Source organism: Mycobacterium sp. DL440 (assembly GCF_011745145.1).
Classification (GTDB): Bacteria; Actinomycetota; Actinomycetes; order Mycobacteriales; family Mycobacteriaceae; genus Mycobacterium.
In genome coordinates, this window is record NZ_CP050191.1 from 3,675,327 (window position 1) to 3,700,874 (window position 25,548).

Annotated in this window: 24 protein-coding genes; 3 read left to right on the forward strand and 21 right to left on the reverse strand. The window is 66.0% G+C overall.

What is annotated here, in order from left to right:
- Positions 1-111: 111 nt before the first annotated feature.
- Together HBE63_RS17660 and HBE63_RS17665 are read left to right on the forward strand one after the other, a co-directional pair.
- Entirely contained in the window at positions 112-768 is a 657-nt protein-coding gene (locus HBE63_RS17660; RefSeq protein WP_166905896.1) for a hypothetical protein, read from the forward strand.
- Between the two features lie 53 nt (positions 769-821).
- Complete coding sequence (locus HBE63_RS17665) at positions 822-1,853, forward strand: hypothetical protein (protein WP_208301151.1); 1,032 nt, start codon at positions 822-824, stop codon at positions 1,851-1,853.
- 729 nt (positions 1,854-2,582) lie between these two features.
- Here the strand turns inward: HBE63_RS17665 and HBE63_RS17670 are convergent.
- The 13 genes from HBE63_RS17670 to HBE63_RS17740 all read right to left on the reverse strand — a co-directional run bounded on the left by HBE63_RS17670 (position 2,583) and on the right by HBE63_RS17740 (position 12,310).
- Complete coding sequence (locus HBE63_RS17670; RefSeq protein WP_166905898.1) at positions 2,583-3,482, reverse strand: hypothetical protein; 900 nt, start codon at positions 3,480-3,482, stop codon at positions 2,583-2,585.
- Positions 3,479-3,871: a DUF3307 domain-containing protein gene (locus tag HBE63_RS17675; RefSeq protein WP_166905899.1), complete on the reverse strand. Its 393-nt coding sequence runs from the start codon at positions 3,869-3,871 to the stop codon at positions 3,479-3,481. Before HBE63_RS17675 ends, HBE63_RS17670 begins: the two co-directional genes overlap by 4 nt.
- Before the next feature lie 2 nt (positions 3,872-3,873).
- Entirely contained in the window at positions 3,874-5,418 is a 1,545-nt protein-coding gene (locus tag HBE63_RS31470) for a glycoside hydrolase family 25 protein (protein ID WP_243858111.1), read from the reverse strand.
- Positions 5,418-5,699: a hypothetical protein gene (locus HBE63_RS17690; RefSeq protein WP_166905900.1), complete on the reverse strand. Its 282-nt coding sequence runs from the start codon at positions 5,697-5,699 to the stop codon at positions 5,418-5,420. Before HBE63_RS17690 ends, HBE63_RS31470 begins: the two co-directional genes overlap by 1 nt.
- Before the next feature lie 49 nt (positions 5,700-5,748).
- Positions 5,749-6,456, reverse strand: a complete 708-nt coding sequence (locus HBE63_RS17695) for a hypothetical protein (protein ID WP_166905901.1) — start codon at positions 6,454-6,456, stop codon at positions 5,749-5,751.
- The gene (locus HBE63_RS17700) at positions 6,456-6,866 is read right to left on the reverse strand and encodes a hypothetical protein (RefSeq protein WP_166905902.1); all 411 of its coding nucleotides are present in this window, start codon (positions 6,864-6,866) and stop codon (positions 6,456-6,458) included. The genes HBE63_RS17695 and HBE63_RS17700 overlap by 1 nt, the downstream gene beginning before the upstream one ends.
- 18 nt (positions 6,867-6,884) lie before the next feature.
- Entirely contained in the window at positions 6,885-7,553 is a 669-nt protein-coding gene (locus HBE63_RS31475) for a hypothetical protein (protein WP_243858113.1), read from the reverse strand.
- Complete coding sequence (locus tag HBE63_RS17715; RefSeq protein ID WP_166905903.1) at positions 7,553-8,848, reverse strand: hypothetical protein; 1,296 nt, start codon at positions 8,846-8,848, stop codon at positions 7,553-7,555. The genes HBE63_RS31475 and HBE63_RS17715 overlap by 1 nt, the downstream gene beginning before the upstream one ends.
- Complete coding sequence (locus HBE63_RS17720; protein WP_166905904.1) at positions 8,845-9,444, reverse strand: hypothetical protein; 600 nt, start codon at positions 9,442-9,444, stop codon at positions 8,845-8,847. The genes HBE63_RS17715 and HBE63_RS17720 overlap by 4 nt, the downstream gene beginning before the upstream one ends.
- Positions 9,441-10,085 carry a hypothetical protein gene (locus HBE63_RS17725; protein ID WP_166905905.1) on the reverse strand — a complete coding sequence of 215 codons (645 nt, stop codon included), beginning with the start codon at positions 10,083-10,085 and terminating at the stop codon, positions 9,441-9,443. Before HBE63_RS17725 ends, HBE63_RS17720 begins: the two co-directional genes overlap by 4 nt.
- Positions 10,086-10,299: 214 nt before the next feature.
- The gene (locus tag HBE63_RS17730; protein ID WP_208301152.1) at positions 10,300-10,680 is read right to left on the reverse strand and encodes a hypothetical protein; all 381 of its coding nucleotides are present in this window, start codon (positions 10,678-10,680) and stop codon (positions 10,300-10,302) included.
- 34 nt (positions 10,681-10,714) lie between these two features.
- Positions 10,715-11,008 (reverse strand): hypothetical protein, encoded by a 294-nt coding sequence (locus HBE63_RS17735; RefSeq protein ID WP_166905907.1) that lies wholly within the window; start codon positions 11,006-11,008, stop codon positions 10,715-10,717.
- 36 nt (positions 11,009-11,044) lie between these two features.
- Entirely contained in the window at positions 11,045-12,310 is a 1,266-nt protein-coding gene (locus tag HBE63_RS17740) for a hypothetical protein (protein WP_166905908.1), read from the reverse strand.
- Positions 12,311-12,555: 245 nt separating this feature from the next.
- Here HBE63_RS17740 and HBE63_RS17745 point away from each other — a divergent pair, with 245 nt between their 5' ends.
- Positions 12,556-12,696, forward strand: coding sequence for a hypothetical protein (locus HBE63_RS17745; protein WP_166905909.1), 141 nt, complete (start codon positions 12,556-12,558; stop codon positions 12,694-12,696).
- Positions 12,697-12,745: 49 nt separating this feature from the next.
- Here the strand turns inward: HBE63_RS17745 and HBE63_RS17750 are convergent, their stop codons facing one another.
- The 8 genes from HBE63_RS17750 to HBE63_RS17785 all read right to left on the reverse strand — a co-directional run bounded on the left by HBE63_RS17750 (position 12,746) and on the right by HBE63_RS17785 (position 25,538).
- Positions 12,746-13,057 (reverse strand): hypothetical protein, encoded by a 312-nt coding sequence (locus HBE63_RS17750; RefSeq protein ID WP_166905910.1) that lies wholly within the window; start codon positions 13,055-13,057, stop codon positions 12,746-12,748.
- A gap of 340 nt (positions 13,058-13,397) precedes the next feature.
- Complete coding sequence (locus HBE63_RS17755; RefSeq protein WP_166905911.1) at positions 13,398-16,049, reverse strand: glycine-rich domain-containing protein; 2,652 nt, start codon at positions 16,047-16,049, stop codon at positions 13,398-13,400.
- Positions 16,042-16,962 carry a hypothetical protein gene (locus HBE63_RS17760; protein WP_243858115.1) on the reverse strand — a complete coding sequence of 307 codons (921 nt, stop codon included), beginning with the start codon at positions 16,960-16,962 and terminating at the stop codon, positions 16,042-16,044. The genes HBE63_RS17755 and HBE63_RS17760 overlap by 8 nt, the downstream gene beginning before the upstream one ends.
- 137 nt (positions 16,963-17,099) lie before the next feature.
- Entirely contained in the window at positions 17,100-18,533 is a 1,434-nt protein-coding gene (locus HBE63_RS17765; RefSeq protein ID WP_166905913.1) for a hypothetical protein, read from the reverse strand.
- Complete coding sequence (locus HBE63_RS17770) at positions 18,533-24,142, reverse strand: hypothetical protein (protein ID WP_166905914.1); 5,610 nt, start codon at positions 24,140-24,142, stop codon at positions 18,533-18,535. Before HBE63_RS17770 ends, HBE63_RS17765 begins: the two co-directional genes overlap by 1 nt.
- A gap of 28 nt (positions 24,143-24,170) precedes the next feature.
- Complete coding sequence (locus tag HBE63_RS17775) at positions 24,171-24,758, reverse strand: hypothetical protein (protein ID WP_166905915.1); 588 nt, start codon at positions 24,756-24,758, stop codon at positions 24,171-24,173.
- Positions 24,759-24,787: 29 nt separating this feature from the next.
- On the reverse strand, positions 24,788-25,192 hold the full coding sequence (locus tag HBE63_RS17780) for a hypothetical protein (RefSeq protein ID WP_166905916.1): 405 nt from the start codon (positions 25,190-25,192) through the stop codon (positions 24,788-24,790).
- Complete coding sequence (locus HBE63_RS17785) at positions 25,179-25,538, reverse strand: hypothetical protein (RefSeq protein ID WP_166905917.1); 360 nt, start codon at positions 25,536-25,538, stop codon at positions 25,179-25,181. Before HBE63_RS17785 ends, HBE63_RS17780 begins: the two co-directional genes overlap by 14 nt.
- Positions 25,539-25,548 lie beyond the last annotated feature (10 nt).

Here is a 25,548-nt window from a genome sequence, read left to right on the forward strand (position 1 = left end):
GAATTCGGTCGTTGCAGTAACGGTTGAATAACCGCCACACGTGTCACTTGAGTCCCATCAGTAACTAGATAGTTTCGGGTTCAGACGTGCAAGCAACCGATTGGGAGAACCATGATCTTCACCTGGAAAGCTGTTTCCACCAGCATGATCGCGGCCGCCGGCGTTGTCCCGGTCGCGTTGGCCCTCAGCGCCGCAGCGAACGCCGAACCGGTGGCCCCGGCCCCGATCCCGGCGCCGAACCTGCCGATCGTCAACCAACTCGCCGGCGTGCCGGCCGTCGCCCCGCAACTGCTGCAGGGTGTGAGCTCCGCGTTGACCGGCACCCCAGCCGCCGCACCGGCTCCGGTTCCGTCGGCCACCGCCTCGGTGACGCTGCCGCAGTCACCCACGGCCGTCTCGCCGGCCGCAGCCAATGCCCCCCTGGGATCTCTGATGCCGGGCTTACCCACCGCACCGGCTGCGGTACCGACAGTTCCGGCCGCGACCGCACCTGTCTCGGGCCCGGCTTCCCTGATCCCCTCGGCCGAGCTGACTATCCCGCAGGTGCCCGGGATGCCCTTCCCGCTGCCGCAGAAGGTGAACATCCCGGGTGATCTGGCCTCGCTGGCTCCGGTTGCGGCTCAGACAGCCCTGCCCGCCGCGGCGGCCCCATTGGCCCCGGCAGCGGCGGCAGCTCCGGCTGTTGTCGCTCCCGCCGCTGCAGCTCCGGCTGCCCTCAACCCCGAGGTCGCGGCGCTGGCTCCGCTGTTCACCGCCGGCCTGCCCTGATACCCGAACCGGTCTGACCGCCCGAAACGATTGGGAAAGCCATGTCACCGCGTATGTCCCTGAAAACAATGTTCGGCACCGCCGCTGCAATCGGGTCCACCACCCTGTTGCTGTTCAGCAGCGCCGTAGCGAATGCCGATCCGGCACCGCTGCCGATCGACGCGGTGCAGGCACCCGGTCTGCCGGCGATGGAGGGCCTGAGCCCGATCATCCAGCAGGCCGCGGCCGACCCCGGGGGCGCCGTGCAGCTGTTGATGGCGGCCGCGCAGGCGTTCGCCGCCAACAAATCGGAATCGGCTGAATCCCGCAACGTCGCGACGGCGGTCAACCACTTCGCGGCACAGCCCGTCGCCGCACCCGAGCATGTTCCTGCTCTGGGCGCCGGCGGCGACGCTCACCTGCCGATGGGTGTCGACCCGGCCCACGCGGCCGGGCCGGCCCCTGAGGCGCTGCCGGCTCCGGCTCCGGCTCCCGAAGCCGCACCTGCTCCGGCCCCCGCTCCGGTTGCACAGGCAGCGGCACCGGCTCCCGAGGCGGCGCCCGCGCCCGCTCCCGGGGCTGTTCCGGCGGCGGCAACGATCCCAGCCCCTGATGCTGCGCCGGCACCGGCACCTGCTCCGGCACCTGAAGCCGCCCCGGCGGGCGCCCCGGCTCCCGCCCCGGGCTTCGGGCCCGACGCGCCGACGACACAGGACTTCATGTACCCGTCGATCAGCAACGGCTGCCTCAAGGACGGCGGAAACGTTCTGGCGACGGCGATCTCAGTGGCCGGCCCGGCCACAATCCCGCTGCCCGGCCCGAAGCCCGGCCAGACCGCGTACGTGTTCACCGCGATCGGCACCCCGGGCCCCGCTGCCCAGCAGAAGCTCCCGCTGAACGCCACCTGGGTGAACCTGACCACCGGCAAGTCCGGAAGCGTGACGCTCACACCGCGCCCCGATCTCAACCCCGAGGGGCCGACCACGCTGACCGCGATCGCCGACACCGGCTCCGGCAGCATCATGACGACGGTCTTCGGCCAGGTCACCACGACCGAGAAGCAGTGCCAGTTCATGCCGACCATCGGATCCACGGTGGTGCCCTGACCACACCATATGAATGGGGAAACGAAATTCCCGGTCGCTTGCCTCATGGCTCGCGACCGGGAATTTTGTTTGGGCTGTATGTCTGGGGCCTAGTAGGCCATGAAAAGGATCAATGCCAGCCCAGGGTCCAGGGCGGTCTAACTTGATCAATTATCGTGTTGTGGCCCAACATGATTAGCGATGCAAGGTCGATAGCCGTCTATCTGCATCCAGGCGTATCGTCTTCGTTTCTGCGGGGAAAATACGGGCGCAACCGCAAGCCGCACCACCCGGCCAGTCGCCGAACGATAGGCAAACTGTCACCCGCGTTAACTCGGTGTCGTACGATCCTGCCCATGTACAGGGGGTTCACAGCCGCGTGTCTGATCGCCGGCGCGTTGGCCGCGTCTGCCATCAGCCTCGCCGCGCCAGCCTCGGCTGGGTGCGAGACGCAGCCGTTCGCGCAGTACTGCGACGGTCCGATCCGGCCAGACGGCACATGGGATCGGTGCTTCTCCAGCCAGCCGCAACTGACTTATGGCCAGTTCGGACAAGCCACGGGTGTCGTGCCATCAGTTGGGCGTTGCTACCCCGTCGACCCCAACAACTTCCCGCCGACGCCTCTCGGTCAACCGCCGTACCACATCGATTAGCGCCGGTTCCGCCACGCCAGGCTGAACGCTGCGGCGACGCTCACCGTGCTGTAGCTGATGCCGGCCCAGACCATGGCCCAGGCGGCAGCGTTCACGGTCAGGCCGCTGCGGGTGCCGCGGCGATGGCGCCGAGGTGGTCGACGGCGTACTGGATCCCGGTCCGGCCGTCAGCGTGCACCGGCCGCCATTCGTAGGTGATGTGCGGGGCGGTCGGCGGGTTCTGCGCGACGAACTGCAGGGCGATGGTGATCGACTTGCCGAGCGCCACCACGTTCAGCGGTTTGGCCAGCAGCTCCAACACCTGCTCGGCCAGGCCGCCTTTGCCGGTCAACGCGGCGAGGACCGCGGTGGCCGCGTTGATGTCGAGGCCGAGCTGGACGGCGGCCATGTAGCAGGCGGTGATGTTGTCGCCGGCCTGTTTGTCGAGCACCTTCGGTCCGGCGGGCACCTGGCCGTACATGTCGCCCTCGTTGATGATGTCGACCACTGTGTCCGGAGTATTGGTGAGACGCTTCGCAGCGATGCCGCGCCCGGCGGAGTGGAGCAGCCCGGGCCCGCTGTGGTTCTCTTCGCGCATCGGGTTGCCGACAGTGACTCCGCCGATGAAGTTGTGCCGCAGGTGATAGAGCCGGCCGCCGGGGGTGATGATCTCCAGCAGCACCCGCGACATGGCTTCGGCGCCCTGCGAGTACCCGACCATCGCGAACGTCTGGAATGGGTGCGCCAAGATCCACGCGATGGCCCACTCCACGGCGATCTGGACGGACTCCTCGTAGCTCGGTGCCTTCGGGTCCGGGGAGCCGATGAAGCCGAACGACCACGGCGCCTGGACGGGGACCTCGTAGATGGGCGCTTCGAGCGCATCGATTGCTCCGGCCACGATCCACGACGGGTACCCGGTGCCGGGCTTGGCCCAGGTGCCCGCGAACGTGAGGACCGCGTGCTTGACGAACTCGAGACCCCGGCGGCCCGCCAGCAACTCCGCGAAGCTGGTCATAGCCACACCACCGCCGCGACGTTGATCAGCATGTGCAGCACGTTGTCGGCGATGATCAGCAACCACACCGACAGCCAGTCCGGCCGGTCGGGGCCGTGCCCGGTCGCGGTGTGCGGCGGCCGGAACGCGTGGGGCGCGAGCTGATTCTTGAACCACACGACGTGCCGGGCCAGCCGGTACCGGTCGATCACGGCGTGCGTCCCGACGATCACCAGCAGCGCCAGCGGCGACTGCGTGACGAACAGGAAAGGCAGGCCGTACGTGAGTGCGTGAGCGATCGCAGGCCACCACCGCTTGGTCTTCTCCTGGGCCATCCAGTCGGACTGGATCAGGTAGTCGCCGACCATGTGGGCCAGGCCGGCGGTGGCGATGGCGGCCGCGATGCTCACCGCTACTCGCTCGCCTTGAGCGCGTCGGTGGCCGGGCTGGTGGACTGACCGGCTGCCTTGCGGCGGCCGATCAGATCCTCCATCAGCTCGATCATCACGTCTCCGTGGTCGCGGGTGATGCCGTCGGAGAACTCGTTGCGCCAGGCGATCTGCTCGGCCGTGGTGACGGTCTGCTCGTCACTGTCGGTGTGGCCGTTCTGCCATGTGTTGTCCGGCTGGACGCGCCCCCACGGCCCGCGGGCCGGGTCCTTGACGATGCTGTTGAACGGGCGCGCGAACCGCGAGTAGACGAATCGCCACGGCTGCGGCCAGCCTCCCCGCTTGCCCTCATCGGAGGGCGGGAACACGCCGCGGGACTGGGCTTCGAGTTCTTCTGCTGCGGACATGGTGATCTCTCCTGATCCGGTGGTCGGTGGTTCGGTGCCGAGTAGTTGGCGGAGCTGCCCCGGGGTGCCCCGGAACGCGTTGGCGTCCACCGACTTGCCGGCCACCTGGGCCCGGTCGGTGAACTGCAGAATGTCGGGCGTGCGGCCGCCGTAGGCGCCCCACAGCGGCGACCGATTGCCCGGGTAGAGCACCGAGGCGTAGCCGGTCCCACCCACGTATTCGGAGCGGATCAAGCCGGGCACCTGCGACAGGTCAGGTTTGCCGATCTGCTCCCAGTACCAGTCGGGGATATACGACAGCGCGACCCGCACACCGAGCTTCTCGATCTCGGCCTTGACCGCCCAGAACTGATACATCGGGCCGGATCCGGCTTCGAAGTCGAGCATGGCCGGAATGCTCTTGTCACCGAGCTGGTCGACGAACAGCCGTGCCTGCGCCGCGGGATCGCCGGTCCGGACGTAGTGGTAGCCGGCCAGGATCAGGCCGAGCCGCTTGGCGTCGTCGCGGGTCTTGGGCCAGAACGGATCCCGGTAGTTCGCGCCTTCGGACACCTTGGCCCAGACGAAGTCGAAACCCTCAGCCTTTACGCGGTCGAGGTCCATCACGCCCTGGTGGTTGGAGATGTCGATGCCGTAGGTGACCGCGTTCGGATCCGGCGCAACCTCAGTCCCATCGTCAACGATCGGCCCGGGCAAGTAGGCCCAGTCGTTCGCATAAGAGGTGTCGTAGACGGACCGCGCCCGGTCGCCGGTGACGCAACCGTTCGTGCCGTTGGATTCCATTCGGACACCGTCGACCTCGACCCACATGTGCGAGTTCGCTCCGCCGCCCGGCCCGTGGTGCAGCGCGATCTTTACCGCGGCGTCGGCCGGGAAGTCCCGCGGGTGGGCGACGGTGATGGTGCCGAACGGGCCGCGCTGGCCGACCTCGATGGGCCGCCACGATTCGGTGGTGATCCAAGCGCCAGTGGCTGGATCGATGCGGCGCCATTGCATTCCGGCCCCGTAGATCACGCCGTTCAGGGCGTGCGCGGCCAGTGCTGAGCAGTCGCAGCCCTGACGCACGACGGTCTTCGACCATTCGCCGCCGTACGCGTAGTCATTGCCGACACGTTCACGAAACCGGGCCTTGAGGTACTCGATTGCTTCCCGGGTCGGCATCAGCGGCCACCACTGAACAGGCCACCGAGGTTCGGCAGCCGGCTCACGAACTGCTGAAGCTGCGCGACCGCAGTACTGAGCCCGTCGAGCCCGGGGATCTTGGCACCAAGCTGATCAGCCAATGCCTTGATGACCTTGTCATCCCACTTCCACGGCGTCGCGCCAGCGAAACGCTCGAGCAACCAAGTGCTGGCGGACTCGACATCTTCGCGGTTCGCTGGGTCCTTCACATACTCGACAGCACGATCGAACAGCGCTTTGGCCAGCAGCGATGCGAACACCGCGAGAAGTTTGTTCACGGCGCGAAAGTAGGCCCGCCGGGTGCAACGACTAGGACAGCTCAACCCAGTCGAGTGTCGGCCCGAATCGACGCGGCCCCAACAGATCCTTGGACGCCATCACCACGACACCCAACGAGCGATAGCCGGAGCCTTTCGACGCGGTGCCGGTGCTGTCGTTCCATTCGCCGACTCGGCTGCCGTTGCGGCGCAACGTGTGCACGTTGCCGACGCCCTTGAGGTTGATGGTGTCGCCGGCACCGAACGTGCCACCACTGACCATGACGGTGTTGATGCTGAGGAGACGCCGGACGATCCGCAGCGTGGACGAATCCAACTGCACACCAACACCATGGGTGAAACCACTGTTGGAGACCCGGGCGAACACCTGCGTCCTGGGCAGGTCCCCGGTGATCGACGGGCCGGATCCTTGGGAGCCGACACGGAATTCGAGTTCGTAGTCGTCCCCTGGGGCGACAGCGGCGTTGTACCGGGCATGGGAGGTCAGCAGCGGCGACGAAACCAGCCCGTCCGGCAGGGCCAGTCGGCACTGGCCGTTGACGATCCCAGCTTTGTACGTGGCCGACGGGCCGTGGTCAGTCCAGGCGGAGCCGAGGGTGGCCGCGTCGTCGCGGTCAAAAGTGTCCCGTATCCCCGACTTTGACCAGATCAGTGTGGAACCGAGGTAGAGCTTCTGGTAGTCGATGCCGCCATGCTTGAGCGCCAGGACCGGATGGGTGCCACCGAAGTTCAGGGGCATCAGTACACCGCGTACAGCACGGTCGGGTTCGGGGTGATCGCCGCGTAGTCGGCTGCGGGGATCGGAACGAGTTCGAGGGTGATCGGGTCGCCGTCCTTGTTGCGGGCGGTGACGACACCGACACCGGCCTGGTCCGCGGTGACAGCATCGTTGTCGAGCTTGGCTGTAGTCACGGCACCATCACCAAGGTTGACGGTCTTGACTCCGCCGGTGGCGATCTTCGGCGACGTCACAGACCCGTCGGCCAACTTCGGCTCCGTGACCGCACCGTCGGCCAGTTTCGCAGTCTTGACAGCACCGTTGACCAGCGTTGACGGCGCAACCTCAGCGATCTCGGCGTTGACCTCCGGCCCCAGCCGCTCCCCCGCCGGTTTCGACGGGTCATAGCCCACGATGATCTGGTCCGCCATACCGCGCAGATTATGGGCTTAGCGTGCACCCAACGCGCGGGCCGCAGCCTTGAAATCAGTGGCCACGTCGCCCGGCTCGAACCCGGCCGGGCGGACCGTCCCCTTGCTGACCGTCTGGGTGGTGCCAGGCTCGGGCCCGTACAGCTTGTCGAACAGTTTCGTCTGTTCGTGTTGGTCGCGGTCTTCGTTGCCGGTCTGCAGCGATTCGAGCCACAGCTTCTCAGCCTCATCGAGGATGTCGTGCATGGAGGTGAGGGTGGTCATGGGGTTGGGGTGGCCGTCGCCGCGCAGCCGGGTCCGCAGAGCGCGCCAGTGATCGGCGGCCGCGTAAGCGAGGGTCATGACAGCAACGTAGGGGCGTTCGGTGCCCCACGTGGCCAGGGCGCGGGCCAACAGTCCGATGGTGTTGTCGGGCATCGTTTCGTCCATCATGGCGGCCAGGATGCGTTCGTGGTCGTCGGGTGCGATGTGGTTGCGCACGAACAGCGTCGCGTGATGCTGCTGGGCCTGCGGATCGGTAGCAGGGTTGACCGACAAAGCGAGGTGCGGGATCGCATCCGGACGTGGCCGGCGCGCCAGGACGGTCCCCACCTCTGGCACTGCGAGCGGCGTGTAGTCCCCCGCCCACGGTGCGGCCAGCTCGGCGTCACCGAGCATGTCACCGAAACTTGGTGGTGGTTCCCACATCAGATCGTGACAGCCCCGGGAACCAGGATGGCCAGCGCGATCGACCGGCCAGACCACTGCGGCACCTTGGACGGGGTGAACCCGCGGTCGAGTGTGGGGCGCGGCGGATCAGCCAGCACCGCCGACGCCATCGTGGAGCCGTCCGCGGGGGAATCCTCGATCAGGGTCATGTCGTCGGGTGCGGTCTGGTTGATCGGCGCCTGCAACGGTGTGTGCGCCACGTACGAGGCGCAGATCAGGAGTTGGCCGTCGCGGTCGATGCTGGGGCACATGTTGTTTCCGGTGTCGAGCTCCCAAAACCGTTTGGTGAGCGTCGACGCGACATGCCACTCGGTGAGGTCGGGTGAGGCGTCGCGCAACGTGATCAGGTGCACGATCTCCTCGGCCAGGGCGCCGGTGGTGAAGTGATACGACGCCGGTTCACTGGCTGATGCGATGCGCCAGTAGACCTTCATGTGGACGTCGCCGATACCCAGCAGGCCGTCGTTGCGGACATGCCACAACGTCCATCCCGTCTCGGAGGGCGTGATGTCGGAAGCCAGACCAATGTTGTTGGCCACGACCGCGACCATGACGTCACCGGCCGCTGTGCCGGCGGGCACGTCGACGTCGGTGGGGAACGTGTTGTTGATGGAGTGCTCCACACCGACAACAGTGGGGGTTGGGCGTTCGGCCGGCGCGGCGAACGCGGGCACCCCGTACAGGTCGACGCGGGTGTCACCGGAGATGAACAGGGATTCGGTGTTTTGGTCGCCGCCGTCGATGATGGTGGCTTCCCAGTAGTCGCTCTTGAAGCGGATTTGTACGCGGCCGAAGAAGGTTTCCCCCGGTGCGATGGTTTCCCAGCCGACGGAGTGCGGCATGAACGGTGCGGTGATGGAGTTTTGTCGTACTTCGTGCACCGCGAAACCGGTTCCGACTGCGAGGATTCCGCCTTTGCCGGTGTCCATGCCGCATCCGAACCGGGACACTTCGATCATGTCGAACGACGACGGCGGCGTTGGGGTGCTGAGCTTGTCGGCTCCGTGAAGCATCTGCAGGTAGCCACGGCTGCGGGCTTGCAGGGTGACTTGGGAGCCGCCCCGGGTGACCATGCCGTACACCTGTTGCGGGACCGGGGTGTTGTTCGTCCACTGCACGTCGACGGTGTGCACCAACTCGTCTTTGTTGCTGCCACCGCTGGTGTCGTAGGTGCGGGACACCGATGGTGCTGTCTTGGTGGCCAAGATCCGGTATTGGGTCCATGGCTGCGGTTCGATCGCCTCGTCGAGGATCAGGAAGTGGTCGTTGCTCACGATGCCCCAATCGGTGAGGCCAGCATGACGAGGCGTGTCCAGCGTGCGTGGGCTTCCATGCGTGACTCGAATTCGCTGGGTTGGGTCCAGGTGCCGGGTGTCTGGACACTGCACACGTAGCGGAAGTGCGCCGAGTGTTGGGGGGCGAGTTCACCGATGGGCACCATGGCCTGGGTTCCGTCGCCGTCGAGGAACAGTCGGCCGAACAGTAGGTTTTCGGCGGCGGCTTCGGGGCGGTCGATTTGGGCGCGGCCACCGAATGCGTCTTGTGTCACGGACGGGTAGTCGGCCACTGGGGATACGCCTTTGGCCCAGGACCAGGCGTCGTGGATGACGACGGTTCCGGGGTTCTGCGCCACGATGGTGCGGGGTGCCCGGTTGACCTGTATGGCAACGACTTGCGGATCTGGGGAGTTGTTGTACCAGGTGAGGTCGCCTTCGATCATCGTCACCGGGTCGGGGGATCGTTCGATCTTGCCGTCCTTGGTGGACTCGAGGAATGCTTCGGTGACGACGCGGGGGAACCAGGTGCGCCGCATGTCGAGCCCGGCGACGGTGGACAGCATGTATTCGCTGGTGCAGACCTTGATGCTCATCCGGTCACCACCGATCCCTGTTGCGGAAACGCCATCAGCGACAACCGCGCCCAATTCGCTGCCGCCTCATGCTTCGGGGAGTTCTTGTTGGCGTTATCGCTCCATGGCGGCGGCGTCCACACATAGCAGCGGTACCAGAGCGCGAACTGCTGATTCGGTTCGATGTCGTACGGCACCCACTCGTCGACGGTGTTGACGTCGGTCCACATCCACTGTTGGCCCGGGTTAGGTTCGGCGACGGAGTTGGTGCCGATGTCGATCGCGGAACCGGTTTGGCCGTTGAAGATGCTGGTGGTCAACGGCACTGACGGCTCGGCGTCGCGCGCGTAGGTCCAGCGGTCCCGGAACTGGATCGCGTTCGGATTCGACGTGAGCCAGTAGCGGGGGCCGCGGGTAACGCGGATCAGCACGGTGGCCGGTAGGGGTGAGTCGTTGCGCCAGTACAGCTTCTGATCGATCAGCAGCTTGCCGGGGAGTGTGATGTTGGGGTAGACCTTGCGGTCCCCGTCGGCGGCCATGGCACGCACATCAGCGACCAATCGGGGGACAGCCCATGGTTGCAGGCGGAGCTGGCCGGCGTCGTCGATGGTGAGGTTTTCACCGATGCAGACGTTCGGCTCAGTGAACTCTGTGATCGGCACGCCGTGGAGGTTACGGAGCCCGGGTGCTTACTTGCGTCCGGTCATGACGGTGAGGGAGGTCGCGGCCGAACCGAGGACGGCGCCGAGTGTGAACACCAGGATGACCTGGTGCCACAGCATCAGAACGCGGCGAGGGTGTCGTAGGTGGTGATGGGGCGCAGCGCCGCCCAGGTGAGCGCGGCGAGCACGACGACTGCGGCGACGGCGAGCATAGTCAGCCTTCGGGGAGGTCGATGGTGCCCGAGGTGACCGCGACGGTCGACCCGGCGGTGATCGCAGTGGTGTTGAGGACCAGATCGGCCGCGCTGGTGCCGACGGTGCCCTGCCCCTTGACGCTGCTGCCGCTGTTCTCGATGCGGAAGAACGACGCAACGCCGGTGTTGTCCGCGCTGGTATCGCTGGCGATAGGGCCGAAGGTGGCCCGGCCCTTGTCCGTGGCATCGGTGAAACCCGAGAACGGTGTTGCCGCCAACGTGAGCTCGGCGAGCAGGGTGCCGGCGTTGGCGGCGTCCGCATTGGCCGGGACGGTTCCAGAGTAGATCTTGAGTTTCCCGTTGGCGCCGATCGCTTCGGCCAGCCCGGTAGAGTTCAGCATCCCGAGGATGGTGGCGTTAGAAAGCCAGAACGCGTTAGCCATTGGTCATCGGGCTTCCAGGCTGGAGGTTTCCGCCGACCTGCTGCGGTGTGGGGAACAGGTGCAGTAGCCAGGCTTCGGCGAGCCACTGGGATTGTTCGTCACCGTTGGCTCGGAACACTTCGACTGTGCCGACGAGCGTTTCGACGGTCATCGTTTGGAGCATTACGAACTCGTCGGGGTTGGCCGCGATGTACGCCTCCGCGAGGTTGCGTGCGACTTCACGGTCGCGGCCGCCGGGGCGGTCCTTGTCCATGGCGTCGCGGATAGCTTCAAGCTCTGCGTTCACGACGCACATCATTCGGCCCTGGGGTGAAACGGCGACTCACGCGGCGTTGATGAGCACAACGGCACCGGACTTTGCGCCGGAATGGCTGCCGGAGAAGTTGATTCCAGAGCCGGTATCGAGGCCCCAGCCCCCGACGGTGCCCCAGGCGACGAACGTGATGAAGCCGTAGTTGGCGGCCTGGTTGGGGCTGAGTGTGCCGAAGTTGCTGCTGCCGCCGACGTACCCGCAGATGGCGGCCTGGCCTTCGTTCGGGGCGATGTTCTGGTTGATGTTGCCGCTGGAGGTGTCAGCGATGACCGATCCGATAGATCCGGCGTTCCTGAATGACATGGCTGTTGCGGCGCTTGCGGTCCCAGCTTGGTTGACTGAGACGGTGTTGGAGCCTTGCGGAATGCTGTTGCTGACCAGCACGAAGATGCTGATGTAGCTGGTGTAGGGGAACACGCCGCCGTCGGCGACCGGGCCGTACACCCGGGGGATGGTGACACCGCCGTAGGTGCATGTCGGCGCGGAGTTGGTGGTGTTGGTGAAGACGACGGCGAGGCAGTTGCCGTCCGTGGGGTGCGCCCACGCGCGTGAGCTGGCGCCACCGGACCCGCCGAGTGTGAAGGCATCGAACAGTACGAGGCTCTTGGATGAGCCTGCCGCGTTGGTGAGGGCAGCTTGGAGCTGGGCGGCCAGGGTGCCGTGTTGCTGTTGGCCACCGCTGCCTGAGAACAGTGCTGCGCGGAGCGCGACGGCCAACTGGCCGAGTTGCTTTTGACCGCCAGATCCGGCGAACGTGGCGGCCCGGAGCGTCGCTGCGAGCTGGCCGGACTGGGATTGGTTGCCGGTGAGCGCGGCTGTGGCGGCCCGCATTTGGGCGGCCATGGCACCGGTCTGAGTCTGGCTTCCGGTGAGGTTGATCGCGGCGGGGCGGAGGGTGGCACCGATCTGCCCGACCTGCTGCTGGCCCCCGATGAGTGCGGCGCGGGCCGGTTGGAGGGTGGCAGTGAGGGGGCCGCTGGTGATGTTCGTTCCGGCGAAGGTCGCGGGCCGGAGTATCCCTGCCAGCTCACCGCGCTGCTGGTGCGCACCGATTCCGGCGAACGTGGCTGCGCGCAACACAGCGGCGAGCTGGCCGAGTTGTTCCTGGCTTCCGAGCAGTGCGGCGCGGGCCGGTTGCAGCTCGACGGCCAGCAGTGCCTCGACGGCCTCAAACCAGCCGACGGGCGGTTCAACAGCCTCAGGGACGACGAGGTCGCCGAACCATCCCCGGGGGATCGTGCGGGCGAGCAGAGCGAGTTCGTCGGACCACGACATCGTGGCGGTCATTCCACTGGCCAGCCGTGCAGAAATCGTTCATCCTGCTAACAAAGTCCGTTAGCTGATGGCATCATCTGTTGATGGTGAAATGCCCCATCGCCGGATGTGACGGCTCCCATATGGCCGCGCGTCGCTGTCACTTCTGCGACCAACCGTTCAAGGCGAAAGGCTGCTGCAAGCCGTGCTACGCGAAGCAGCGCCGCGTCTACAGCGTTCGGACGTTGCCGAAGTTCCACACACTCATGCCTGACGACGTGCGCGAGATCCGGTACCTGTACGACACAGGCAATTACAGCCAGAGTGAGCTTGGGCAGAAATTCGGGGTTTCAGGTAAGTCGGTGTGCCAGATCGTGCATCGCAAGACGTGGGCGAACGTGGACTAGATATGACGAAGACCCCCGGATAGTTCCGAGGGCCTTACGTCGTTGCGGGTCAGTGCTGGTCGAACCAGTCCTGGATCTTCTGCAACGTCTGCTCGCGGCGCTGCTCGAAGTAGCGATCCTTCGTTTGCTTGCGGGCCACCTTGTGGGGCAGCCGGGGGCCGGTGACGGTGAGGTCATGATCCCCCTTCCGACCCGGGGGCGTCGGCGCGGGTTTGACGTCTGGGGCTTTCGCTGCAACCTTGGGTGAGGCGTCCTGGCTGGACCGGTCGTGCTTCGTGTGGGGATCGGCAGTCGCAACGGGCGCGCCTATCAGCACAAGTGTGCAGACTGCAGCAGCAGCCGCGAGGGTGGTGCGTAGCATGTGTATGCCTCCATTGGGGGTGGGCCGTGCGGCGGGCCGATGGTTCCTAGGCCGGTTAGCCCGCCGCACGGTGTCTGAGTAACACCGCCAGTCTAATCACGTTTGACCATGTGAACGCAAGGTATTGGTAGACTCAACCCTTGTGACAGCCTTCGAGCGAATAGCCGCCAACCGAGCCGAGAGGTCGGAAGCAGTCACACGACTGGACACCGAACTCGCTCGCCTCGTCGCGACAGCGATGGACCACGAAGGCCACACGTGGCAAGAAGTCGGCGCAGTCCTGGGCGTCAGCAAGCAACGGGTGTACCAGCTGCGCGCTCACGGCCGAAAAGGTTGAGCCTCACTCCCATTCAATGAGGGTGTAGCCGGACTGCCCCGGACTGCCAGACGGACTGACTCCAGACGTTGCCCTGTAGCCACCGTCGCCACCATTGCACCCCGTCAGCCCGCCTGGATCGCTGCCGCCGATACCCTGGGTTGAGCTGCCGCTCCCGGAGGTACCTGCGGTTCCCGCGTTGCCGTTGGTTGTGGCCGCCGAGAATCCGGTGGCACTGGCGGTGCCACCCGACCCGGCCGCTCCTCCGGCAGTGCCGCTCGCGCCCCCGGAACCGCCACCGGCTGTCAAAGTGATCGACCCAGACGAGAACTGAGAAGCTCCGCCATTGGCACCTGTTGCCCCTTGCGAGCCCACAACCACGCTGTAGTCGGCACCGAGTGCGGCAATAGGAATCCACACCCTGGGGATGACCGCGCCAGATCCGCCGCCACCGCCACCACGCCCTGAGCCCGTCTGCAGTGGGGCTCCGCCGCCACCGCCACCACCGCCAAGCGTGACCCAGCAACCGGACGCGCCACCCGATACGGGAGCGTTGGTGCGCGCAACATTCTCTTCAGCGTTCGGGTTGAACTCTTCCTCTTCCTGACCGATGTATACCGCCAACACGTAAGTGCCGTCGGGATATCCGGCAACCACGTCCAACGCGCCCCCGGAGTTCTGGAACGCCTCGATCGAAAACTTGTCCGTCGCAGCCAACGAATCCCTAACCCCAACCTCCTGCAAGTCCCGAATCTTGTTCCGAACACCCCACGATGGGTTATCGGACGCGTCAGCCCCATCGGTAGCCGGTACCACAGAACCGCTCGATAGCGTCCGCCTAATCGCAGACTGCCGTTTACCTGTCGTAGACGACTCCCAAACCACCTGCGACTGGATATCCCACCACCCCGTTTTCGGGAGCGTGAACCGTGTATTGGTTCCATCATCGAACGTCGCCGCCAAGCTGCCGGCCTGCTCCCAGCCTGTGAGTGCCGTAGCCGCACCGGACGGGATGTTCTGATCCGCAGGCAGCGTGAACAGAATGTGATCGTTCGGCACACTCTCTCCACCGCCGCCGGAGCTAGCGGGAATGTAGATCGACGGGATTAACCGGTTTCCATCAAGCGGCGCAACACCGTTGATCGCACCCTTCTGCGACAGCGGAATGGCGTTCGATGAGCCTCCGCCGAACCAGGAGTTCCACCAATCCTTCACGGCCTGCACCGCTGAGTCGATTGGTGTAACGACGTTTCCAGCAAGAATCTCGATGATTTGATTCGACTGCGTAGACAGGTCAGTCAGGCCATCGACTGCGGCTTTCGGGATGTTCTGCAATGCCGCCAGCACATCGGCTGCGGTGTGCCCGGTGCCGGTGCCGCCCAGGGCTTGCACGATCGCGTCCCGGACGCCCTGGCCTGCATTGTTCAGGGCAGTCGGAATATCGTTCAGGGTGGCGCCCGTACCGCCTTTGAACTTGTTGAGCAACGCTTGCCAACCAGAGGTAGCGTCGGCCAGCCAGTCGTCCCAATCGGAGATCCCGAGCTTGTTCGCGAGGTCCGTGAGCGCGTTGTTGGCGTTGGTCCACGCGGTCCCGGCCATGTTGTCGAGGTCGGCCAGGCCGTCCTGAAAGTCGAGCATCTTGTCGAACAGCGACCCGATCGGCGGAATACCCAGGCCCTCCAACGCTTTGTCGACGACCTCCTCAATCCAATCGCCCAGATTCGAGAGGTCGGGGACCAGGTCGAGAATCCAGTCCTGCGGCATCCCGTCCCGCGTCTTGGTGACCGTGGCGTCGTCGACGTTGATGGTGCCGCCGGTCGCGTCCTCGGTGACCTTGACCTCGAGCACCACGTCCGTCACTGGGAGGCCGCCGACCGGGCCCGGCACCGTGTACGTCGCGCCGAGCCACACCCAATCGTCGTCCTGATCAGGATGATCCGCTGACTCCCCCGACGTCGCGGTGAGCGCCGCGACCTGCGCGGTGGACAACAACGTCAGGGAGTCGTCGGCCGCGCGGTGGTACGCCCGGACCGACACACGCACCGGAGCGGCCGACGCCGCCAGCTCCTCGTAGAACACCCACGCACCAACCGGCAACTTCTCGCCCTGCTCGACCGCGATCAGGTTCGAAACCACCAGGTGCGCCACACCATTCGCGACGATCTCCGCCGAACCCGGCTTCGACCGGCCGAACTCCGCGTTGCGTGTGATGTTCGGATCACCCGAGTTGAACGTCGACGCCGCATCGAACCCCGGGTCGTCCAACAACTCCGCCGTCCCACCACCCAGATGCGCCCACGGCAACTGCTGGATCCGGCCCGGCGACACCGGCCCGAACAGATGCGACACCATCCACTGGCGGATCTCATCCAACGTCGGCGGAGCCTCAGGATCCACATCCGGCATACCCACCGCAGTCGCCAAATCGCCGGTGTTCATGTCCGACACCACCGACCCGCGAGCACTGAGGTCCACAACCTCCGGCGTCGGCACCTGACCGACCTCCAGCGCCCCCTCACCGGGCCTGGTGGCCACCAGCCGCCCGTTCGGCGCCGACAGCACCCACGGCCCAATCCGGGCCGTCTGAGACCGCTCCAGCGCCGTCGTACGCCGATCAATCTCACGCACCCACTCAGCAGGCGAACGCGGCGACCGCCCCAACCTGGTGTCAGTCACCGCGGCCACCCCCAAACCCGGGCTTCACATCCTCCAACAGCTCCGGCAAATCGTCAGGAGACACCGACTCCAAATCCACCCCCACAGTCGACTGACCCTGGGTGCACGACACCGTCACACCTTCAAGTTCCATCGTCGACAACAGCCCAAACGCCTCCACATTCAGCCGCGCCGACGGCACCAACTGCCCAATCGTCACCGGCGCGTCCGGATGCAACACCGCCCCCTGCGGCACACTGATCGCATCCCTGACCGCCCCCGAATACCGGACCGCCTGCACCGCAGCACGATCCGCATTCGACACACCAAACATCGAATCCCGGCGCACAATCGTCTGAAGATTCAACCCACCCATCGGCACCCGCGCCCGCGACTTGCTGTCACCGGCCAGCAGCAGCACATCGTTGTAGGTGTTGGCGCCGTCGCGGATCACCGACAGATCCGTCAGGAAATCGTTCTCACTCAGAGCAGAGACAGCGTCAGTCTTCACCGGCCCAAGCAGCGGAATACCCGCCACCACAGACCAATACAGACCCAAGTCTGTGAGCTCCTGCATGACCTCGTCGGTCATCTTCGCGTCGGCCTCGCAAGAAAACTCGAACCGGTCACCGCGAGGATCGTTACGCGAAATCGGCCGCAGATTCAGGCCATGATGCTCGATCAGCGACGACCACAACTCGCTGGCAATCTCAGCCGGATCCGCTGAATCCCAACGCTTCGTCAACGGGCACCGCGTCCTGGCACCCAATGCGGACACATCACGCGCAGACACCGACAGCCAATCCCGGCCCTGCTCCACCCGCTGAATCGGCCCCGACCAATAGAGATCCCGCTGGTTGCCGTCCCACACGTCCACCCAATGCAGCCACGGCGTCAAATCAGGGATCCGCACATACCCGTCCACCGGCGGCACCGTCAGGTCGCACGTCGACACCTCCCGCAGCAGCCACCGCCACTTCAACGAGGTATAGCCAGTGGTGAGGAACTGATACAGCTGAACACCGTGAACTGTGCGGATCGACACGATCTGCTCACCGCTGATGACCGCCATCAGGGCTCCCGATCGCACAGCACCAGGTCAACCTCAAACTCGCTCGACGCTGCGGTCTGAACGATGAACTCCCAGCACGTTTCACGGTCGATGATCGGCGGCCGCCACGGCGCACCGTTCGGCGTACCCACCACACCAACCACCCGGCGGACACGTTCGTCATAGTTCGCCCAGAACCGGCCCGTGATCCCGTCCAGCACCAGCTCGGCACCCGCGGGGAGTCCGGCGATCTGCAGCGGCCAACGGTTGTCCTCGCACCGAATATCGGAACCGCACTCACGCCAGAACGCCTGCAACGACACCGGATTCTCGCCAGTGTTGCGGATGGTCGTCGTCACCGCGGTCTCCCGGCAGCGGAACGCGTACTCCATCGTCGGAACCCGGAATGAGTATTTGTCGATCTCCCCCACCGGCAGGCAGCCCCCGCACACCGGCGGCGGCGTCGTCACCACCCCAATCTCTTCCGGGACGCACTCGGTGGAGAACATGATCGGCATGTCCTCGCACGTCTCCGGCTTCTGGCAGTCCGCGGCGTGGATCCAGTTCACCGGCTGACGCGTGATCACATCCCAATCCACCGACACCGCCACCGCCGGCAGGTAGGCGTACGGCGACAGCGCCGCCATCTCCCAAGAGATCCGGTACATCGTGGCCTGCTGGTGCTGCCGCGCTTCGGTGTTGACCTCCTGGGTGATGGTCGGCGCCTTCGTCAACACCAGGCCGTGAACCTCACGCACCAGCGAATCGGGATCCACACCCGAATACGACGGGGACGCAGCCAGATACCGCAGCGTGCTCGTCGTGCCGGTCGTGGTGCCGCGCAGCAGACACGTCAGCCACTTCAACCCGAAATCCACACCCGCATGAGTGCACGCGATCAGCACCGCCTCAAACGACACGGTGCGCGACGCGTCGCGGTGCGGTCCGGCCGCCGCACCAGATCCGGCCATCTGAACGATGTTCCGTTCGACCGGGGTAGCTTCCAGACCGTCAACTGACATGACCCACACGCCGCCGAACTCGCCCGACTCGGGCAGCTCCGTCGAATACCACGGCGCCAGCTCCGGCCGGTAAACCATGTCGCCCAGGAAGTCCTGCAGGCCCGGCCATGAATCGTCGTAGTCGACCGTGAGCGTGCAGTCCGAGCAGATCGCGGCCGGCCCCCAGCAGGTACCGTCGAGCACGAATAGGCCGGGCCCGAAGCGCCTTGCGCCGGGCGGCGGTGACCACAATCCCGGCGATACCTCGACCATGGTGTCTGGGATCTCGAACATCCCCGGATATGTCTCGGATTCGACTAGGGCGCAATCTGTTCCGCCGTCGGTGAAGATGCCGATGTCTGACGTGGGCACACTCCGGCCAAGGTGCGCGATCGTGCGCGCGCTGTTGGCGATCTCGACACCATCGACCGTGAACCATCCTCGATATGCCATCAGCTCATCAGCTCCAACAGTCCATCCCGCACATCGCGGCCAGCATCCGGACCGCCGGCCACGTGGATCTCCGCCTGAACCAGGGTTTGCCCAGCCGCGGTGGTTTGGCCGCGCTCCAGCGCCGACACCATCCGCTCAAACAGCACAGTCTGATTCGGCGACAACACCCGCTCCGGCGCAATCGTCGCCTTCGCCATCAAACCGACACCCGATGCGACACCACCAGAGTCGAACGCGATCCCACCCACCAGAGCGGCCAACGGCGCGAACAACGCCCCCAGGCCCCCGGTCAACGCGCCGATCATCGCCAACGGGATCTCCAACGCCGCCTGAATCGGCGCCACCAATAGCTGCTCCAAGATGCCGCCACCGAACAGGCCAGTCATCAGATCAGGGAACAGCCCCTGCAAGCCCTCGCTGATCGCATCGATCGCAACCTCCGACACGGCCAACGCCAGGTCTGTGCCGACCTCGGCGACGATGTCCACACCCGCCGAGCCGGCCGACGAAATCAACGACTGCACAATGCTGCCCGCACCGGGGGCTTGCGTGTTGACCGCGGCACCAGCAGCGGATGCGCCCGCGTTGATCGCCGCGTTGGCCACCGCCTTGCCGATCGGCACGATGACCTTCTCGATGATGTACTTGATCAGCGCCTGAATGACGATCTTGAGGATCCGGATGCGTTCCTGCGCCGCGATCTCCTCCGACGACTGGGACCGGTCCATCAACGCGCTGGTGTCGTTCAGCAGTCGGCCGGACGCGTCGAAGCCCTTGAAGTCGCCCCGGAACTGGCGGAACTGGTCCGTCATCTCACCGAGGGTGTCGCGGGCCTCGATCTGCACACCCAGCACCGACAGCAACACCCGCACGAGGATGTTGACGATCGCGCCGATGATGGGGATCTGGGACACACCGAAGAACTCGGCTCCGACGGTGTCGTTGACGTTGACCCCGCCGCCGGTCGCCATGCCGCGCACGCCGCCGCTACGGTGCAGCGCGGCACGGAACGCGTAGACGCCGGCGTGGCCGCCCATCGCCGCCACGTCGGCTGTAGTGAATACGTGCTCGTCCGGCATCAGCATGGTGGGCACCGAATCCCGGCCCCGCACACCGCCGAACACCGGGCCACCGGTGGCCATCCCGGTTGCGGCCTTCACACCGTTAACAGCATCACCGGCCAGGCCGCCCGCGCCGGTCTGGCTGGGGATAGCCGAGCGGACCGCGTCAGCGATCGGTGGGGCCGCTGCCTGACCCATCGACGTACCAATCGACGACGTGACCGAATCCTTGAGCCCTTCGAGGGCGGACTGCACACCAGCCTTCACGACCGGCTGCAGCGCCTCCTCGTTGAGCTTCTGGTTGGTCTGCTCGATCACGTCGACCAACTGCTTACGCATGGCGTCCAGTTGGGCGTTGAGGTTGGTGAACGTCCGGTCGAGCAGTGCGCCGGTGTCGGAGAACATGCGGCCGCTCGAGTCGAATGCCTGGTCGTTCTTCATGACGTCGGCGCCGTCGCCGCCCTGCCGGGTGAAGTCCGGCACGTCGAGGCCGAACGCCTTCGCCAACGCCATTGGGTTGCGTTCCTTCACCAACGCGTTCAGGGTGGCGTAGTTGGTGGCCTTGTTCCATGGTTCCTGACCCAGGCCGCCCACCGCACTCATCACGTCACCAGCGACACCCGATGTGGCCTGGCCGCCAGCCGTCAGACCGGCGCCGAGCACCTGGCCCACACCTGGCGGCAAGCCTTGGCCACCGGGCCAGTTCGTGACGAACACCGGAGTGCCAGCGCCACCTGTTGCGCCTGCCAGGCCCGCCATACCGGGAACAGCGCCGTTGACGGGCAGCGACATGATGTTCGGCATTCCCGCCGCGCCTTGCGCGTTGCCGCCGTAGGTTGCGCCCTGTCCAGTGCCACCACCTGATTCGAAGTTCACGCCGTTGGGCAGCGTGGCCCGCATGTGGCTGTCGGACCAACCGATCTGCAGCGCACCGGGCACTGAACCCTGGACAGCGCCGAGGCTCTTGAGGACGCTCGCGGCGTCGGAGGTGGAGAACAGCCGTTCCGGCCCGGCCTGACCCTTGGTGATCAGCTCCACCAAATCGCTGACAGCGCCGGAACAGTCGGACAGTCCCTTGGCCAGATCGGAGGAACCCCAGCTGTACTGGCCGCCGCTGAACTGCTGTGCATACGCGCTCACCGGGTCCATGCCCAGCCCGTAGGTGGGTACCCCGGTCAGGCTGGCGGTCACTGCCGTACCGCGTCCGCCCTTGCTCGGCTTGGCCAGCTTCTCCCGGAACGTCTGCAACGTCGAGATCAGGCTGCTGTTGCTGGAGTCGAGCGTGCCGGTGTAGCCGCCACCGGTGAGCACCTGGTCGACAAGCCCAGCGATCGTGTCGCCACCCAGCGCGCCCTTTTTCTTGTTGCGGGCCGTCGTGATCGCCTTCACCACCGGATCGTTCGCATCCAAGCCCAGATCGCCCGTCAGGTTTCCGGTGCGGGCGAACGCGCCCAGCACGGCAGCGTAGTTGCCGTAATCGGCCCCGCCTGCCAGGACGCTGCCACCGCCAGCAACCGCGGGCATGTAGGTGGACGGGTCGGCGCCGATCCACTTCTCCGGATCCCCGCCCAACGCCGAGATCGCCGCAGCCGCCATCTCATAGCCGGGATCTCCGCGCTTTTTCAGTGGCGTCCCGAACGGCCCCGTCTGCTGGCCACCCCGCCCCGACGTGCCCGCCAGGTTCGACACCGCATCGGCAGTCTGATTCAACGGCGCCGACGTGCCGCCCTTGCCGGCCAACAGATCACGGATCTGCCGCAGCACACCCAACTCGGTCGCATCGTCCACACCGGGCGCCCCACCGACCACACCACCATCGGCATAGCCGCGCCGCGACAGACCAGAACGGAACCGAGAGTTGATCGCATAGACCGCCGCAGCGCCACCTAAGCCACGCACAGCCTCCGGGATCAGCACACCCTCACCGGGCGACACCCACGACAGAATGCTGTCCACCCCAGGGGCATAGCCAGGGAACACGCCACCCTCAGCGCGGCCACCCTTCGGGACCGTCGTGTCCCCAGGGAATGCGGGCATCCGCGCCGGAGTCCGGAACGTCGACGGGTCGATGGGGTTGCCGTTCGGATCGGTGAACTGCACCCGTACAGCCATGTGCCCGTCGGGGAGTTGCTGCACTGCCAGCCCTAGCTTCTTGAGCCGATCGATCGCCTCGGGCGTCTCGTCTTTGATCTGCACTTCACCGGTCGGGAGTGCCTTGATCGCGCCGCCGAGAGCTTCGACTTCGGTGCCAGCGTCCCGCGCCTCAGCGGTGGCATCCTGAATCGACTTCAACACGTCGGGCGCCACCGGTGGCACACCGTTGCGCGCACGCTGTCCGGCGTCGGTGGCGGCCTGAAGATCGGCCTGGCGCTGCAGCTCCGCGCCATAGCCGGGGTCGCGGGGGGTGAGACCTCCACGATCACCTGGCCGGAACCCAGGTCCCAACGAGTTTGGAGTCGGGAGCGTGCCTTGGCGCTGCGCGGCATTCGGGTCGACGTATGCCCCGTTCGCCAACACCGGGGCCACTGCCACGGCAGTACCGATGCCGGCGCCGATGAACGCACCCGGAACCCCGCCGTATTGGGCGCCGATCGCCGCGCCGCCACCGATCAGCGCCGCCGACCGACCGGCGTCCGGTTTCTGCGCCTGGCCGCTGCTAATGTCCTTGACCGCGTCGATGACCGCCGGCAACGCCAGCACGGCGCCGAGCATTCCGAGTTTTCCGAGGACACCGCCGCCACCCTTGCTGCCCAGCTTGCCGCTGATCCCGTCGAGCAGTCCACCGACCTTGCCCAGGTTGGTGATCAAGCCCAGAATGCCTGCGGCGCCGCTGATCGTCTTCCACGCCAGGAACGCCGTCACCACACCCGTGATGCCGCCCGGCATTTCAGACAGAACACCGGTGATGCCTTGCAGCACTGGCAGCAGGACATCGGTCCACTGCTTGAACCCGTTGTATGCCCCGACCAGGATCGGGCCGAGGTTCACGAGGATGTCGCCCCACTTCTTGAGCTGTTCCCGGCCATCGCGGAAGAACTCTTTGAGCTTGGTCTGCCCCGCATCGGATGATAGGAACGCGTGCAGTTTCGTCGTCGCGTCGTTCAGCCACTTCAGGAACCCGCCGTCCCCGCCGGCGGCTTTCGTGATGTCGGTGATGATCTTTCCGACGTTCAGGAACGCCTCACCGAAGTTCTTGGCGGCGTCGATGCCCTGGTTGATCCACTTGTCGAGGTTGCCGTTCTGGGTGGACGTGGTGATCCAGTTGTCGAACCGAGTGGTGACGCCCTTCAGTCCGTCGGCCAGTCGCGGCAGGAAATCAGACGACTCCGAAGTGAGTGTGCCGAGACCGTGCACCAGCGGCTCGATCGCCTTGTTCAGATTCGTCTGCGCCTTCGACGTGTTGCCGAACAGCTTGTCGAGGAATCCCTGTGTCGAGTCCAACCCGCCGACGCGGCCAAGTTCCTTGAACGTGTTGTTCCACGCCGTCGCGATACCGCCCAGCCCCTTCTCAAGGGTGGGCATCGACTTGCCGGCCAGGTCGGTGATCGTCTTGTCGAGACCGTCAAACATGTTCTGCTGCACGACGTCGCGCTGCAGCCGCTCCCACTCGGGGCGCAACCCCACCACAGCCTTGACCGCCGACTGCGCCGCGGGGGCGAGGTTCTTCATCGCCTCGGCGGCCTTCTCGATGTCCTTCGGATCACCGGATGCCGCGGCCTCCCACGCGGCTTCGAAACCGTCCTTCACACCAGCCAACCCGAGCTTCAGGGTGCCGACCGACGACGCGATCCCACCGATCACACCAGGCAGGGCAAGCCCCGCCTGGCCGAGCTGCTGCACCGCGCCAACGAGATTGGTCACCGCGGTGGCGGCGGATGGGAACGAACCGATCCCGGCGGCGACCGCGTTCCAGCCGACCGCGCCAGCAACCGGGCCACCCATGCCGAAGAACCCACCACCACGACCACCACGACCACCGGAGCCACCACCGCCCGGAGGTGGGGTGTTCGGTTGAGGGGCGGCCGCAGCCGCGGTCTGTGCCTTCGCCAACCGCTGCCACGCGTTAGCCTGCCGATTCACCGCCGCCGTGACCAGGTTGATCTGCCGCGTCGACATCGCCGCCATCGCGGCCTTGCCCGCCGCCGTCTGCTCGCCCAACGCCCGCGTCACAGAATCGATCGCCGCGGTCTGCACCTTCGACGACGCCAACGCCTTTGCAGCGGACCTCGAATAGCCTCCGCCGATCTGATCCAGTGCCCGAGTGGTTGCCTTAGCCGCCGTGGTTGTTTTCGCCGCGGTCTTCGCCGCCTCGTCGCCGATGTCCTCCACTGCGTCGGCCGCGACCTTGGCCGCAGCCGCCTGCTTCGCACCCGACTTCTCAGCCGCCCGGCCGGTCTGGTCGAGCTTGCGCTGCAACTGGTCCAACTCGCGGTTCAGCTTCGCCAGAGTCGGCTCCAACGCCGTGCTGATCTCCCGCAAAATATCGGCAGGCAACCCTGACCCGTCGATCGACAGGCCAAGACTGATCGAGCCGACGGGCGTGGTCACCGCGTCAAACTAGCTAGGCGGGGTGCGACTACTTGCCCTTGCCAGCCTTGCCATTTGCGACCTCGGCGAGGGCCTCAGCTTCCGCCTTGGCGTGCTCCCCACCGATCTCCGCGATAGCGCCGATCAGCTCACCCCATGCCCCGGTGGTGAACTCCTCGTCGTCGGGATCGACCATGCGGTACATGACCCGCTCGTAGGTTTCCGGGGACAGGTGCTTGGCGACGAACAGGTTGACCAGCCGGTCCTGGAACTCGAGGCTGTTGTGCCGGGCCGCGCCGAGCGCCTGCAGCGCAGCGCCTTTCGGAACCCGGATGGCGAGCTCGTCGCCCTTGAACGGCAGCCAGGCGTGCTTCCACTCGGACTGATGGGTCCACTTCTCTTCGGCAGCCGGGTCGACGACCTCGGTGGAGCCGGGCACCGCGACCTCAGCAGCCGGGGCAACGACCTCCGGTTCAGGTGCAGCATTGGGGTCGGGGCTGGACTCAACGGTGATGACGTGCTCCGCCTCCGCCGCGGGCGCAGCGGGTTCAGGTGCAACAGTCGGCGCAACAACAGCGGCAACATCCGGCGTGACAGTCGTCGTGACAGTGGTGGTATCCGAGGCAGGATTGGTCATAGGCCGCATGTTGCTCAGCCAGGGTGCACTCAGTGTTCCCGCTCCGCAACCCGCATACCGGCGTTCCGCAGGAACGGCCTGGCCTTCGTGCCCGGGTGTCGCACCAACTTCGCGAACACCGTGCGACCGCCGATCTGGAAACGCAACGCCTGCGCCTTACGTGGCCGAATCACATGCGGCCGGGAGCCCTCATGGACGTACAGCGCATAATCGGCCTTCGCATGCACCGACCCCGCCACGGTGCGCGGCCCAGTGAAATGGATCTGCCCCTCACCAATCGTGCGCCCCAGGTTGCCCGTCCGGACCGGGACATCCACGCGCGCCTGGGTCGCCGTGCGGCGCTGCAGCGACGCCATACGCCGGCGTAGGAACGTGCGTGTCTGGTCATTGAGCTCGCGTTCATTGAGCTCAACGTGGGCGCTAACTCTCGCCACTGGACTTGCTGCGCGTCCGGCGCGGCTTCGACTCCGCGCTGACCGGTTCGTCGACCACGGCCACCGTGGGCTCCTCACCGCGGGTATCGCCCGGGAATTCTGAGATGCGCTCGTACGCGTCATCTTCGGCTGCCTCGGCAGACATCTGCGCCAGCACCGCGCCGCGGTCCGGTTCGCCGTAGGCAACAGCATCGGGATCATCGAGGCTGCCCGCTACGACGATCGCACCGCCGCCGGCCACCAGCTTGCGGATCGTGTCCGTCACCTCGACCGTGGCCCGCTGACCACGCCCCAGCAGGTCGGTCGGCATGTACTGGCTGCCCTCAATCGTGACGCGATGTCCCACAACGAACTCC

What these genes read in the sequence shown, in the direction of transcription:
- HBE63_RS17660 (WP_166905896.1), top strand. Translation starts at nt 112, where the DNA reads ATGATCTTCACCTGGAAAGCTGTTTCCACCAGCATGATCGCGGCCGCC.
- HBE63_RS17665 (WP_208301151.1), top strand. Translation starts at nt 822, where the DNA reads ATGTCCCTGAAAACAATGTTCGGCACCGCCGCTGCAATCGGGTCCACC.
- HBE63_RS17670 (WP_166905898.1), bottom strand. Translation starts at nt 3,482, where the DNA reads ATGACCAGCTTCGCGGAGTTGCTGGCGGGCCGCCGGGGTCTCGAGTTC.
- HBE63_RS31470 (WP_243858111.1), bottom strand. Translation starts at nt 5,418, where the DNA reads ATGCCGACCCGGGAAGCAATCGAGTACCTCAAGGCCCGGTTTCGTGAA.
- HBE63_RS17695 (WP_166905901.1), bottom strand. Translation starts at nt 6,456, where the DNA reads ATGCCCCTGAACTTCGGTGGCACCCATCCGGTCCTGGCGCTCAAGCAT.
- HBE63_RS17700 (WP_166905902.1), bottom strand. Translation starts at nt 6,866, where the DNA reads ATGGCGGACCAGATCATCGTGGGCTATGACCCGTCGAAACCGGCGGGG.
- HBE63_RS31475 (WP_243858113.1), bottom strand. Translation starts at nt 7,553, where the DNA reads ATGTGGGAACCACCACCAAGTTTCGGTGACATGCTCGGTGACGCCGAG.
- HBE63_RS17720 (WP_166905904.1), bottom strand. Translation starts at nt 9,444, where the DNA reads ATGAGCATCAAGGTCTGCACCAGCGAATACATGCTGTCCACCGTCGCC.
- HBE63_RS17730 (WP_208301152.1), bottom strand. Translation starts at nt 10,680, where the DNA reads ATGCTGAACTCTACCGGGCTGGCCGAAGCGATCGGCGCCAACGGGAAA.
- HBE63_RS17740 (WP_166905908.1), bottom strand. Translation starts at nt 12,310, where the DNA reads ATGTCGTGGTCCGACGAACTCGCTCTGCTCGCCCGCACGATCCCCCGG.
- HBE63_RS17745 (WP_166905909.1), top strand. Translation starts at nt 12,556, where the DNA reads ATGCCTGACGACGTGCGCGAGATCCGGTACCTGTACGACACAGGCAAT.
- HBE63_RS17750 (WP_166905910.1), bottom strand. Translation starts at nt 13,057, where the DNA reads ATGCTACGCACCACCCTCGCGGCTGCTGCTGCAGTCTGCACACTTGTG.
- HBE63_RS17765 (WP_166905913.1), bottom strand. Translation starts at nt 18,533, where the DNA reads ATGGCATATCGAGGATGGTTCACGGTCGATGGTGTCGAGATCGCCAAC.
- HBE63_RS17775 (WP_166905915.1), bottom strand. Translation starts at nt 24,758, where the DNA reads ATGACCAATCCTGCCTCGGATACCACCACTGTCACGACGACTGTCACG.